Source organism: Pseudogracilibacillus sp. SE30717A (assembly GCF_037071985.1).
Lineage (GTDB): Bacteria > Bacillota > Bacilli > Bacillales > Amphibacillaceae > Pseudogracilibacillus.
This window is the reverse complement of record NZ_JAXHDF010000007.1, coordinates 113,119-127,753: the sequence shown is the minus strand read 5'-3', so window position 1 is coordinate 127,753 and position 14,635 is coordinate 113,119. Positions and strand designations below refer to the sequence as shown.

General features: G+C 34.6%; 11 protein-coding genes. 10 read left to right on the top strand and 1 reads right to left on the bottom strand.

Annotated elements, in window-relative coordinates:
* Nucleotides 1-848 precede the first annotated feature (848 nt).
* The 6 genes from SPD48_RS12575 (at nt 849) to SPD48_RS12550 (ending at nt 6,824) form a co-directional block, all read left to right on the top strand.
* On the top strand, nt 849-1,598 hold the full coding sequence (locus SPD48_RS12575; protein ID WP_336258472.1) for an IclR family transcriptional regulator: 750 nt from the start codon (nt 849-851) through the stop codon (nt 1,596-1,598).
* 22 nt (nt 1,599-1,620) lie between these two features.
* Nucleotides 1,621-2,715 carry a TRAP transporter substrate-binding protein gene (locus SPD48_RS12570; RefSeq protein WP_336258471.1) on the top strand — a complete coding sequence of 365 codons (1,095 nt, stop codon included), beginning with the start codon at nt 1,621-1,623 and terminating at the stop codon, nt 2,713-2,715.
* A 74-nt stretch (nt 2,716-2,789) separates the two neighbouring features.
* Nucleotides 2,790-3,314, top strand: a complete 525-nt coding sequence (locus SPD48_RS12565) for a TRAP transporter small permease (RefSeq protein ID WP_336258470.1) — start codon at nt 2,790-2,792, stop codon at nt 3,312-3,314.
* Nucleotides 3,315-3,347: 33 nt separating this feature from the next.
* Nucleotides 3,348-4,643: a TRAP transporter large permease gene (locus SPD48_RS12560; protein WP_336258469.1), complete on the top strand. Its 1,296-nt coding sequence runs from the start codon at nt 3,348-3,350 to the stop codon at nt 4,641-4,643.
* A gap of 29 nt (nt 4,644-4,672) precedes the next feature.
* Nucleotides 4,673-5,959: a M20 family metallo-hydrolase gene (locus SPD48_RS12555; RefSeq protein WP_336258468.1), complete on the top strand. Its 1,287-nt coding sequence runs from the start codon at nt 4,673-4,675 to the stop codon at nt 5,957-5,959.
* Entirely contained in the window at nt 5,946-6,824 is an 879-nt protein-coding gene (locus SPD48_RS12550; protein ID WP_336258467.1) for an acetamidase/formamidase family protein, read from the top strand. The genes SPD48_RS12555 and SPD48_RS12550 overlap by 14 nt, the downstream gene beginning before the upstream one ends.
* 266 nt (nt 6,825-7,090) lie before the next feature.
* On the opposite strand, the gene SPD48_RS12545 is transcribed toward SPD48_RS12550, so the two are convergent.
* Nucleotides 7,091-8,668, bottom strand: a complete 1,578-nt coding sequence (locus SPD48_RS12545) for a ribulokinase (protein WP_336258588.1) — start codon at nt 8,666-8,668, stop codon at nt 7,091-7,093.
* A 450-nt stretch (nt 8,669-9,118) separates the two neighbouring features.
* On the opposite strand from SPD48_RS12545, the gene SPD48_RS12540 reads away from it, so the two are divergent.
* The 4 genes from SPD48_RS12540 to SPD48_RS12525 all read left to right on the top strand — a co-directional run bounded on the left by SPD48_RS12540 (nt 9,119) and on the right by SPD48_RS12525 (nt 14,625).
* On the top strand, nt 9,119-10,768 hold the full coding sequence (locus SPD48_RS12540; RefSeq protein WP_336258466.1) for an alpha amylase family protein: 1,650 nt from the start codon (nt 9,119-9,121) through the stop codon (nt 10,766-10,768).
* Nucleotides 10,769-11,219: 451 nt separating this feature from the next.
* Entirely contained in the window at nt 11,220-12,557 is a 1,338-nt protein-coding gene (locus SPD48_RS12535) for an ABC transporter substrate-binding protein (protein WP_336258465.1), read from the top strand.
* A gap of 325 nt (nt 12,558-12,882) precedes the next feature.
* Nucleotides 12,883-13,791: a carbohydrate ABC transporter permease gene (locus SPD48_RS12530; protein WP_336258464.1), complete on the top strand. Its 909-nt coding sequence runs from the start codon at nt 12,883-12,885 to the stop codon at nt 13,789-13,791.
* Between the two features lie 12 nt (nt 13,792-13,803).
* Nucleotides 13,804-14,625, top strand: coding sequence for a carbohydrate ABC transporter permease (locus SPD48_RS12525; RefSeq protein ID WP_336258463.1), 822 nt, complete (start codon nt 13,804-13,806; stop codon nt 14,623-14,625).
* Nucleotides 14,626-14,635: the final 10 nt, after the last annotated feature.

Genomic DNA, 14,635 nt, shown 5'->3' with positions numbered 1-14,635 from the left:
TAGTCCTTGCAGCTGGTATCGATCCAATTCACTTTTGAATTATTCTAGCAGTGAATTAAACAATCGGGATGGTTACCCCGCCTTACGTGTATGTCTATTTGTTACATCATCTATTGGAAATATTAAAGTCCTACATATGTTTAGATATTTAATACCACAAATTGGCGTATTAATTGTTGTGCTTCTTGTCGTTACTTATATGCCAAATATTCTACTATTTCCTGTTGATTATTTAATAATTAAATAGATGAAGAACTATTAAAAAGCTAATTTTATTTAATAGTTCTTTTTTTGTTTATAACATTTCTATCGAATCATTCTTCCATCTTAGCTAAATTAACTAGTTTATTATTGTAAAGTAAAAATTGTTGAATTAGCAGCTACAAAAGACTTATAAACAAGCAGCTCACCCTTATACACGTGAAAGAAAGTCAGTGATTAAATATAATAAGGATTTTTCCTTATAAAAAGACCAGCTCATAGGAGGACTGGTCTTAAATTTTTTAATGGGGGAAATGTGCGACATTCGCTATATAGTTTTTACTAAGCTTCGAGTATGCGGATTTATCTGCCGCACTATTTTCAACACTAGTAATTACAGACTGCTGAAAACAGTTGTCTTTAAAATTATTTTTTATCAAAAGTGGTCTAGCATTCAATTACTACAGTGACACACTGTAACGTATCACAATCTTTCATTTGTTTAGAAAGTTCAAGTTCTAGGACTTTTCAATAAGTAATCAGAAGTTTCAAAATTGCCTTGACAATAATTTAATTTTATAGTTTAATAAAACAAACAAAAAAGGTAACCGATGGTTATGTATAGCAACCAAGGGGGTGAAGGACTAATGGGTAAGTTAAGATCTGTTGAAAATGTTTTAACAATTATTTATGCATTGCGGGAGACTTCACAAGAAGAATTAGGATTAAATGAACTAAGTAGATTTACGGGAATTAATAAAGGTACAGTTTATAAAATATTACCCTCTCTACTTGAGAGAAATTTAATTACACAAAATCCGAATACTAGGAAATATCGATTGGGGGTTGGGTTAATACATCTCTCACAAAAGGTATATTCTGATTTAAATATTTATGAAATCAGTCGACCATACATAACAGACCTAGCAAAGGATACCGGTAAAACTGTTACATTGGGTATTAAGCAAAAAGATAAACTTTTTTTCATAGAAAGTATCAATGGAAATGAAAGCGCTAACTTTTATAATAAAATAGGAGTGGGTGAGTCAATACCATTTTATATAGGGGCCGCAGCAAAAGCATGTTTTGCATTTGAAGAGAAAAAGATATTACAGGAGTACATCGAAAAAAGTCATGATGAGCAAAAAGATGATATTAATAGATTTTTAAATGAAATCGATACTATCCGTTCTAATAATTATTCAGTAAGTGATGAGGAAGTTGATAAAGGAGTTTATGCTCTTGGGGCGCCATTATTCAACTATGAGGGGGTGATTGGAGGAATTGCGATAGCGGGTATCAAGCAAACGTTTTCCAGTGAAGATATTAAAAAAATATCACAACTAATTATAAATTGTAGTAAATCTATTTCTGAAAAGTTAGGGCATAAAAATTAAGTGATAGTAAGGAGATGAGGTTATGTTAAAGCAAAGAAAAAAGTTTTTGTTCATGGGATTGTTAGTAGCTACGGTTCTGGTATTATTTGCTTGCAATAATGGAACTAAACAAGAAGTGGCAAAAAGCGCAGAAAACGGTGAAGCAAATAAGGATGCTAGTGAAGAGAAGGTTGTTATTAAAATTGCTGATTCGTTTCCTACAAATCATCAAACATCTGTACTAGGGATACAACCTTGGATAGAGCGCATAGAAGAATTAGGTGAAGGTAAAATTGAAGTTGAATACTATCCTGCAGAACAACTAAGCAAAGAAGCTAGTTTACTTGATGCAGCTAAAAACAAAATTGCTGATATTACTTATGTAGGAGCCCAATATATGACAGATGAACTACCCTTAACTGCTATTGCTGGTAATCCTGGAATTGTACAAGATGCTATAAGTGGTTCAAAAGCATTCAATAAGTTGGTACAAGAGGACTTATATGAATTGGAGTTAAAGCCAAATGGGGTTAAGCCATTATGGGCAGTTACAACTAATCCATATCAAATCATTAACTCCACACACCCTATTGAAACGATTGATGATTTTAAAGGATTAAAGATCCGTACTTCTGGGGGCTTGCAAGAAAACCTTGTTCAATATTGGGAGGCATCGCCTGTTTCTACAACTGCTCCTGAAATATATACCGCCTGGGAAAGGGGTACGATTGATGGGGCTTTGTTATCGATTATAAGTTGGTCGGGGTATCAGTTGGAAGAATTAGTTAAATATTCAACTACGAATGCTGCTTTATCATCCTTTGGAATCATGTATGTAGTGAATGAAGAAGTATGGAACAGTTGGCCGGAAGATGTACAAGAAGCAGTTAGCCAAGCAAGTGAAGAGGCGATTGAGATGTTATCAACAGGTTATATGGATGCAGAGAAAGAGTTGATGCAGGAATATGCTGAGTTGGGAGTTGAATTTTATGATATTCCTGAAGAAGAACTGAAAAAATGGAATGATTCATTAGGTCCTTTAAATGAAGAATGGGCTAAGAATTTAGATCAGCGTGGATTGCCTGCTTCCGAAATCTTGGATAAATTTATTCAGTATAATAATGAATTTAAAGAGTGAATGTTATCAAAGGTTACTGAGGGATCAGTAACCTACTTTATTCGGTTATTTAGATTGATAGGAGGTACATTCATATGCGAAAAATAAACATGATAGTCGATAAGATTGATAGCGCTATTTTTTTTATAGCTCAAGTTGCTATGTTTATCATGATGCTCATTACTGCTCTCGACGCTTTCCTAAGATATGTTTTTAATAGCCCGCTTACGGGTGCTTATCACTTTTCAGAAAAGTATTTAATGGTCATTATCGTATTTTTTAGTATTAGTTATGTTATGCGGTTAAATGGTCATATCAAAATAGATTTATTAACTGAAAAGATGCCAGAAAAGCTTCAGCGATTCTTTGAAGTGATCTATTCCTTATTGGCGGCGGTATTGATGTTTTTAATTGGTTATAAATCGATGGGTGTTACGTATGAGGCATTCATAAATCAATATACTTCTTCTGGGCTTATTCCGTGGCCTACATGGCTTTCTTGGGTTTGGGTACCTATTGGTTCCTACTTATTCTGTCTAAGATTATTAATCCATTCGATTAATTCAGCATTGGGAATTAAGCAAGAAGTGATTGATATCAGTGAGCCTGATAATACTTGACATTGAATTATTTACCAAAAAAGGGGTGTTTCCATGATTGTTATTATCACCATTTTTATTTTACTATTATTTTTGATAACAGGAATGCCAGTTGCTTTTGCTTTAGGGATTACTGGGGCAATTGGATTATTTTTAATTGGTGGTTCGGAATTATTATTAGGAATTTTACAAAATACTCCATATGATTCGGTCTCTGTATTTTTATTTACCACTATCCCAATGTTTATTCTAATGGCTGAGTTGATGACGGCAAGTCGGATTACAAAGGACATTTTTTATGCTTCCAATAAATGGTTCGGACATCTTCCGGGTGGTTTAGGAATTGCTACGGTTCTTGCCGGAGCTGGTTTAGGTGCAGTGAGTGGATCTAGTACAGCTTCAGCTGCTACTTTAGCATCATCTGCAGTTCCTGAAATGAAAAAATTTGGTTATAAAACTAGATTTGCAATGGGAGTTACAAGCATTTCGGGCACATTGGCAATAATGATTCCTCCAAGTATTACCTTGATTCTTTTTGGAATATTGACAGATACAGGAATCGGTTCACTTCTAATAGCAGGAATTATTCCAGGTATCATTACAGCTTTGGGATATATTGTTACTATTTTGCATTGGGTGAAAACAAAACCGGATGTTGCACCCAAAACCCCATCAAAACCCCCTTTACGTGAGAGGATGCATAGTTTACAAAATATATGGCCAATGCTTGTTTTAATAATTGTTGTAATTGGGGGTATTTATTCTGGTTTCGTTACGGCGACGGAGGCCGGGGCATTAGGGGCGTTTGCCACTTTAGTTGTAGCATTGTTAATGAGAAGACTGAAGGTTAAAAATACACAGAATGCCTTTAAACGTGCATTAAGGTCAACTGCTATGATTATGACCATCATCTTTTGTGCAATGATTTTCGGATACTTTTTAACTGCTACCCAAGTAACTCAAAATTTAATTAATTATGTTGATGCATCGGGAGTTTCCAAGTGGACAGTTTTAGCTCTGATCATTGTTTTATATTTAGTTTTGGGAGTTTTTATGGATCAAGCAGCAATTTTAATTTTAACATTACCACTTACTTTTCCTTTAATGATGTCTTTAGGGTTTGACCCGATTTGGTTTGGAATCATAGTGACTAAGACTTCTGAAATCGGATTGGTTACGCCTCCTGTAGGATTGAATGTCTTTGTAGCATCAGGAGCTGCTGGAGTAAGTACCAGTGAAACATTTAAAGGAGTCACTCGATTTGTAATCATGGATTTAATATTGTTGATTATACTTATTTTATTTCCTGTATTATCTACATGGTTACCAGGTATGATGTTTTCTAGATAAATAAAAATAGTATAAAACAGGTGATAACAATGGAGAACAGATACAAAATAAATCACTTAGATGTTAAGAGGAAACTGAAAATCTTATCAGAGTTTATTGATGACAGTAAAGTTGGTTATACAAGAAGGCCTTTTACGAAATGGAATATGGAGTGTAGAGATTGGTTAATAAATGAAATGAAGAGCCTTAATTTAGAGGTGGAAATTGATGCTTCTTCCAATATTATAGGTACTTTAAAAGGAATAGATAGTAATTTACCACCAATAATGATTGGATCTCATACCGATTCAGTTGTTGGAGGAGGCATGTTTGACGGCCAAATAGGAGTTATCGCAGGTTTAGAAATAGTTTCATATCTTAAACAAAATAATTTCAGCTTGCTACATAGCTTAAAAATAGTAGACTTTACGGCAGAAGAAGCAAGTGAATTTGGAATATCTACAATTGGTAGTAGAGGAATGGTCGGGAATTTAACAAAGAACGAATTAAATAGAAAGGGTCCTGATGGAAAAAGTTTGAAAGAAGGAATGAAGTCAATTGGTGGCAATCCCGAAAAGATTAAAGAGCAGGCTCTTAAAGAGGGAGATATTTCTTTATTTTTGGAATTACATATTGAGCAAGGTCCCTTGTTGGAAAAAAGTAAAAAAGACTTTGGTATAGTAACGGGATTTGTAGGAATTCGACGGTATAGGATAGAAGTGATCGGCCAACCAAACCATGCTGGTACAACTCCAATGAGTCACAGAAAGGATGCTTTAACTGCTGCATCGGAAATCGTACTTGCAATAGAAGAAATCTGTAATCAAGATTACGATGCTTCCGTTGTCGGGACTGTTGGTAGGTTAAACGTCGAACCGAATGGGCCTAACATCGTCCCAGGAAGTGTATGTTTTGATGTCGAAATAAGATCGATTCATGATAAGACTTTGGATAGAATTTCTCACAAAATAAATCAAAAAAGTGCTGAAGTAAAAAAGAAAAGAGGTATAGAAATCAGCCTTGAGAATATATCAGCTGTTAAACCTATTAAGATAGATGATGCAATCATTGAAGGACTGGAAATGAGTGCTTGTAAAGTTGGAAACACATTGCGTTTAAGCAGTGGAGCAGGTCATGATGGCGTACAAATATCAAAGATAGCTCCTGTAGGAATGATTTTTGTGCCGAGTAAAGACGGAAAGAGCCACTGTCCGGAGGAGTGGACAGATTATGAGCAAGTTGCTCTTGGTATCCGGGCATTGCTCAATTCTGTATTTTATTTTGATGACAACATTGAGAAGTTACTTGAAAGGAGAAAAGGTATTGAAGATTATTAAAGACAATTATATTTACGCTTTTGATAGTGCCCATGAGTCTATTGCTCATGTAGATTTAAATGAAGTGTTTATGGTGGAAACACTAGATTGTTATGGAGGAAATTTGAAAACAGAGAAAGATTTGAGATCCGACTTTCCTGACCTTCAAACCAATGGATCAACCGGACCGATTTATATTAATAATGTAAAAAAAGGAGATACCATTGCATTAGATATTCTGCAGATTGATTTAGACGAACAAGGAGTAATGGTGACGCGACCTAATGGTGGATTGTTAGGAAATGAAATAACAGGATATGAAACTAAACTATTACCGATCAAAAAAGATCACGCGATATTGGCAAATAAAATCCATGTTCCTTTAAATAAAATGATCGGTGTGATTGGTGTAGCCCCTAAAAAAGGTTCAATCAGTTGCGTTGAACCTGGTTTTCATGGAGGAAACCTAGATACGAAGGATATTACAGTAGGGAATACACTTTATCTACCAATTTTTCATGATGGAGGCTTGCTCGCCTTAGGAGACTTGCATGCAGCAATGGGGGATGGGGAATTAAACGGTTCAGGGATAGAAATAGGAGGAAGAGTATTATTAAGAGTAAGAAAAGTAAATGAGGTAGATACGATCACTCCGATTGTCGAAACGGAAGATCGTATTAAAATAATTTATAGTGATCAAGATTTTTATACAGCTGTGCGCGAATGTATGAAGTATGTGATTACGCTTTTAATGGAGAGGCATAAAATATCATTTAACGATGCATATAGATTGCTTAGCATAAGTGGGGATATAAAAGTTTCTCAGCTAGTCAATCCAAAAGTAACAATCAGAATTTCTCTGCCTAAGAAAGTGCTAAACTTTTAAAAAGAAATTATTTAGTTTTCATAGATAACTTCCTCTTTGCAAAGTAAGTATGGAGTTCCGAATATGTTAGCAAAGCTGAACGGGTGACTTTCATGTTCCAATGAATTGATCAATAACTATCCCTTATTCAAAAGAGAGATTTTTGGTTAAGGGATAGTCTTCTTAAAACTATGATATTATGCTGTTCTGGCTAATAAAACAAGGAGAATGAGGAGTAGTTAGGCTTAACAGAACTATAATTAATCACGATTTTTATAAAGTTAGTGCTACGATGGATTCTTTAAGGAATGTTTTTTAATTTCTTCCATTATATAGGGATGTTTTACTCCAAATAGATCATGGATCTGCTTGTAAACTTCAAATAATTTACTATATTTTTTAACATTGTCTTCTATAGGTACATAAATTTTATTAAAAGGTTGCTTCATTTTTTGTACTGCTTCATTAAGACTAAGAAAAGAACCTCCAGCCACCGCGCCCAATATGGCTGCTCCAATACCGGAAGCATGGTCTGTAGCGGAAACATTAATTTTTTTATTAAGCACATCAGCATAAATTTGCATTAAAAGATCATTTTTTTGTGGCAAACCACCACAGGCAAACACTTCTTCAACGGCTAAACCTGCTTTTTCATATGTTTCAATAATGACTTTTGCACCAAAAGCGGAAGCTTCCAAAAGTGAGCGATAAATTTCTTCAGGAGTCGTATCCAAGGACATTCCTAAAATCATTCCGCTTAAATCGAAGTTTGAGAGAATAGAACGGTTTCCATTAAACCAATCCAAAGCAATTAAACTATTTTCACCAGGTTGGAGTGTTTTTGCTTTTTCTTCTAACAACTGAAAAGTAGTGATGTTTTTATCAATTGCTTCTTGTGTATAGGCTTCAGGAATTTGCTGGCTGTACCACCAGAATAGATCGCCAACTGCAGATTGTCCCGCTTCATATGCATACAATCCGGGAATAATTGCATCTTTAACTACCCCCGAAATACCAGTAACATACTTTTTCTTTTCATTTAACATTAAATGACAGGTAGATGTCCCCATTACCATAGTTAATTGCTTATCCTCGAAAGCACCAATTCCTAGAAGTGAAGAATGAGCATCAATAATTGATACTGCAACTGGAATGCCCGCAGAGAGACCAATTTTCTTCGCCATTTGTTCTGTTAAATTACCTGCCTTATTACCCACATTCATAATGTTCCCAGATAATTTAGATTTGATTGTTTTACTGAAATTATAATCAAGATTTGATAGAAAATCTTCTGGAAATCCATCTACTTCATTCCAAAATGCTTTAAAGCCAAGTGAGCAATTACTACGAATAACCTCGCCAGTTAAGATTGAAACAATCCAATCACCTGCTTCAATAAATAAATTCACTTCGTCATATAACTCTGGAGCTTTGTAGAATGTTTCCAAGCACTTAGGTAAAAACCATTCAGCAGACACATGATTACCATATGATTGAAGCCATTTCTCTTCACGACCATTTGCAAGGCTGTAAATTTCTTCTGCTTCTTTTTGTGCTCCGTGGTGTTTCCATAACTTAACCCAAGCATGAGGATTATTTTCATGTTCCTTATATAAACATAAGGGATTTAATTGGTTATCTACAGCCATCATGGTTGAAGAGGTAAATGTTATTCCAATACCAGTAATATCTTCACTTGTTATATTTGCTTCATCAAGGGCTTTTGGAATACCTTGATATAAAACATCTAAATAGTTATTTGGATGTTGCAAAGCAAAATCTTTCGGAAGAATTACGTCCTCATTAATAGGTAACTTTAAAAATAGACAAGAAAAGAATCCCCTATTACAGATGTAGTGAATCATTTTTTGAAAACAATTCAAAAAAAATCTACGAAAATAATTTCTATTCTATTAATAAAAATAAAAAAAATTTTCAAAATTAATTGATATATTACAACTAATTTTGTAAAATCATTTTAAGAAAGCGTTTTCCTAGATAAATTTGAATATATGGGGGAGGTTTTATTATAAATTGAAAACATGCTTATATCGATAATGTTTCAAGTAATTAAAACTATTCGAAAGATATCTTGTTTGGAAGTAACTTAACTTGATTTTAAAAGATTTTCTAGGCATCCTCCCACTTACAAAGGGAGGTATTTACTAGCTCATATTATTCTTATGAAAAAAGTACAAAAGCAAAAACAAATAATGCCTTGGAAAATCCATTAATCTAGTAATTCGCCGTACGCAAAGGAGAGGCTGCGGTAATTAGGGGAAGACTATAATCATAAAAATTAGGAGTGTTAACCATTGTTAAAAAGAATATTAATATTTTTTCTTTCAACAGTTATATTGTTTACTTCATTAGGTGGCATTTCATCCATAGAAGCAAAAGCTAACGATAATGCAAAACGAAACTTGATTAAAAACAAAAATATGAAAGCGCGTATTCTCTGGTATGATTTAAGTGCAAACCTTGAAAACCTGAACACTCCAGAGAAGGTTGCTAATATTATCTCTAAAACTGCAGATGCAAATTTTAACACGATTGTATTAGATGTCAAAAGTTCAACTGGCTTTGTGCCTTATCCAAGTGAATATTCACCACATTTGAGTACATCTAAGAATCCTAAATATCAAGGTTATCCAGCTGATTTTGATTTAATTGAAAATGTAGTGCGCGAAGCAAAGAAATATGACTTAGAAGTTCATCTTAACATCAATACATTTGCTGCAGGTAGTAATCAGTACGCTGAAGGTCCAGCTATTGAAAACCCAGAATGGCAGACAGTAGTTTACGATGTTACGCGTGTAGTTACCGATAGTGAAGAAAATAAATATTCTATAGCTGGTTTCGATATTACACGAAATAGTGATCAACTAATTATTTACACTCCTGAAAATAATACGATTTCACCCGCTAATCGTTGGGGGATTGAGGTAAAAGTTGAAAATGGAATTGTTACGGAAATTATTGACCGTAATACAATTGGAGAGCAAGAAGTGACTGTTCCTAAAAATGGATACTTGATATCTGCTCATGGAAAAGCTCGTCAGTGGGTACTGGATAATATTCAAATAAATGAAGAAATAGATATTTCACAAGTTCAATCAGATCTACGTCCAACTTCAGAGACAAATGCAACAGAAACCTTTATGAATCCGATTAATCCAGAGGTACAACAGTTTACATGGAATATTATCAGTGAGCTTGTAACCAATTATGATATAGATGGAATAACATTGGATCGTGCACGGTATAACAATATTTATACAGATTTTAGTGATTTAAGTCGTACGGAATTTGAAAAAGAAATAGGTCAAAAGGTTACTAACTGGCCAGAAGATATTTTTACAGTAAAATTTGAAGATAATAAGAAAGTGACTGTTCCCGGAAAACATTACAAGGAATGGATTAAGTGGCGTGCAGCTAATATTGAAAAATACTTCGAAGAAACTAGTAAATTGGTTAAATCACAGAATTCGGATGTTTTGTTCAATACTTATGTAGGATCATGGCATCCCTTGTATTATAGTGAAGGTGTCAACTGGGGAAGTAAGAATTATCAACCAGATTATGAGTGGGCTACTCCAGACTATCACGAAACAGGTTATGCAGATCATTTGGACTTTTTGATGACTGGTCTTTATTATGGTGATGTGACAATCGAGGAATCAGATGCTAAAGGATTACCATATTGGTATAGTGTGGAAGGGGCAGCTGATCTCAGCATGGAAGTAACGAACTATGAAACATTTACTTATGGAAGTTTATATTTACTTGATTATCAGGATCGACCAGAATCATTTAAAGAAGCTATTCGGATGACCGAAAGTAAAACACATGGAGTCATGCTGTTTGACTTGGTTTATATTGAAATGTACGATTGGTGGCCTTTATTAGAAGAAGTATTCACCAAAGAAACAGTTGCACCTCATACGATTCCAGGATTAAACTGATCATTCTAGATATTAGTTAGGGGATACTAAACAATTGTAAGGTAAGAAGCCGTGCCCGCGGAATGCATATCACATTTCGCGGAATAAACGGTAAGATAAAACACATTTTAGTTGTTCAGTAGCCCTTGTTAATCAAGTAAGAGTGATTTTAGTGACTGTGGAGAATGTTGTTATCATTAAGCTGTTTTTACATTAAATAGAATATAAAAAACTTAATTATCACAACACTATTGCTTTCACTTACGTCACATCGATAAAAACCTTCTGTTACTTAGTTGAAGGTAGGATTTCTTTTGGTTTTTGTAGGAAATAATTTTTAAAATTAAAATATAAATAAAAATAATTTTTAAAAACACTTGAAAAGTAATAAAGTTTTAAGTAAAATAAATTAAGGAAAACGCTTTCTAATATAAAAATAGAAATTTTTTTTAAAACAAGGAGGAAGGATTAGATGGGGAAAAGGGGAAAAATAACATTACTTAGTTTACTAATTGGGATCCTAGCGATTGGATTGATAGGTTGTGGCGGTAAAAAAGAAACGAGTAATGATAATACTCAAGAAGCGGATTCATCCGATGAACTTTCCGGTGAGGTCGTAATGTGGACAGCTTCTTTAGCGGGAGAACCGTTTGATAGTTATTTTGAAGATATTAAGAAAGAGTTTGAAAATCTTCATCCAAATGTGGACGTCATTATAGAAGACATTCCGCAAAACGATATAGAACAGAAAGTATTAACTTCCTTAACTGGGGATGATGTACCAGATGTAGTTAACTTGGCTCCACGTTACATGGTAAACATTGCTTCCCAGGGCGGATTATTGGAGTTGTCGGATTTAGTTACTGACGAAGCAAAAGATTCATACTTAGAAGGACCTTTTGATGCAGGGTATTTCGAAGACGGTCTTTATGCTTTACCTTGGTATTTGACAACAACTGTTAGCTGGTATAACAACGATCATTTTGAACAAGCCGGTATTACAGAAGTACCATCAAACACTCAAGAAATCTATGAAACTGCAAAATCGATAACAGAAAAAACAGGAAAACCTTCTTTTTACCAGATTATTAACGAAGGGGATACTGTAATGGAAAAGATGCTAACCCTTGCAGATGGAGAACCAATTGTTAAAGATGGGAAAACGGTTCTACAAGATAATGAAGATATAGTTGAATTCTTTTCATTAACGCAAAAAATGTATCAAGAAGGAATTATGCCTCAGGAAAATGCAGAAGGTACTTTCTCTACTGCTCAAGAATTATTTATGGCTGGCAATCTTTCATTAACGGAATCGGGTGTAACGTTTTTAGGACCGATTGAATCTGGAGCACCCGACATTTATGAAGTTTCTAAAGCTGGTCAACCATTGAATGACCTGGATGCAAGGATGAATGTTGCTGTCATGAATTTTTCAATTCCGGCAAAATCAGACAATCAAAATGCAGCAATAGCGTTAGCTGAATTTGTCACAAATGCAGAAAATCAGCTTGAATTTGCTAAGATTGCTGGTACAGTTTTACCATCAACAAAAGCTTCATTGGAAGATGCGTATTTTACAGATCCAGGAGACTCTCCGAAAGCATTAGGAATGCTTGAAGCAGCTAAGTCCTTAGAGCGTGCTGAATCACTCATTCCACCAATTGAAAACAGTGCAGAACTGCGGGAAGTTGTAAAAAATACTTATGTAGAAAACTTACAAGGTAAGTTAACTCCTGAAGAAGCACTACAAAAAATAGCAGAAAAATGGGACGAATCTTTTGAGAAGACAGATATTCAGCCAACATTTTAATATAAAGTAATGGGACTGGAACAAAATTAAAATGATCAAATCTAATGACGAACAATGCACGACATTAATCCGAGGAAATATGGGTAGAGTCCTGCGAGAGAAAAGCATTGGTAGACCCCTTAGTTCGCCTGTATGAGGTTGGTGACAATCGTCACTTCCTTTGATGTCATCGACCCTAGATGCCGGGAGCGTAGGAGGCTTACCAGCTGCCTTTGGATGCGAGAAGTATATTTTTGGAGCGGATTATTTGCGGCTGTTACGTTCAAGTTTTATTTGATAAAAACATTTTTGTTCCAGTCTTTCTAATCTTATAAGGGGGGATAAGGTGAGTAAAACTTCTTTCACACAAACTAAGAGAAAAATGATACGACATTTAACACCTTGGCTTTTCTTACTCCCGTCCATCATAGTATTGATGACTTTTCTAATTATACCGATTATTGAAGCGTTCCGCTGGAGTGTGTTGGATTATAAAATTATTGCCGATACGAGTGAATTTGTTGGTTTAGATAATTTTAAAGAAATATTTTCAGATGATATGTTTTGGAAAGCCTTTGTGAATACAATCCTGTTTGTCGTTATTGTGCTTCCAATGAATATTTTTCTACCAATGATTTTGGCGGTTCTTGTCAATCAAAAACTTAGGACGGTTGGATTATTTCGTGTTTTATATTATGTTCCAGTCGTTACACCAATTGTTGTTACAGCATTAATGTGGAAAATGCTATATTCACAAGAAAGTCTTCTGTCGACTTTAATAGTTAAACTTGGGATTGTTGATTCGCCAATAAACTTTCTTACTAATTCTACAACCGCATTGATTGCTGTGGCATTTATTACCGCGTGGAAAGGGTTAGGTTATTATATGATTATGTATTTAGCTAACCTTCAATCAATACCAAATCAATTGTATGAGTCAGCTAGTATAGATGGTGCAAATGGCATTCAGCAGTTTACTAAAATCACGATGCCGATGCTAACACCTTCCATAACATTAGTATCGGTCCTTACAATCGTTAATGGATTAAAGGTTTTTGAAGAAATCGCATTGACGACAAATGGTGGTCCTGCTGGGGCAACAACTACGTTAGTCATGTATATATATGATAAATTTGTCAATTTGGATGTTAGTATTGCATCCGCAGCAGGAATCGTTTTATTGGCATTAGCAATCATAGGATCTTTGATACAAATGAAGCTGACGAGTAAACGTGAAGATGATTTGCGGGCTTAAGGAGTTGAAAAAATGAAAACAAAGGCAGGTAAAAAAATATTCATCTATGTCGTAATGATTGGTATTACGTTGGTAACCGTGGGTCCTTTTATGTATACTTTGTTTATTGCTTTGAAGGCTCCAAGTCAAGGGATTTATGACGGTTTATTACCAACGGATCCAACTATAACGAATTTTATTGATGCATTTAATAAGGCAAATTTCGGAACGTTTTTATGGAATACGATTATCGTAACAGGAATTGCAGTTCCGTTAAATATTTTGTTTAGTAGTCTTGCTGGGTATGCTCTATCTAGAATTGAATTTAAAGGAAGAGGCATTGTTTTAACCATCATCATTTCTACGATGACAGTACCCTTTCAACTTTATATGGCTCCGCTTTTTCAAATTGCTGGGGATCTTGGACTGCGAAATACACACCTCGGTCTAACAGTCTTACAAATTTCCACTGCATTTGGAATTTACTTTATGCGTCAAGCGTTTTTAAATATACCAAAGGAATTAGAGGAATCTGCCTACTTGGATGGTGCGAATCGTTTTCAAGTTTGGTTTAAAGTGGCTATGCCTCTCGTTAAACCTACGATTATTTCGTTAGCTATTTATACGTTTACGTTTACTTGGGGAGATTATTTGTGGCCTTTAATCAATACAACAGAAAGTAGCATGTATACGTTGTCGATCGGGTTAGCACAAATGTCACAAAATTTTGATGGCGGAAACTTAAAATTGATTAGTGCTGCTTCAATTTTAACGACTATTCCAAGTTTGTTGATTTTCATTTGGTTACAAAAGCACTTTATATCTGGTGTAACAGAAGGAGCAGTAAAAGGGTAATGATATTCAG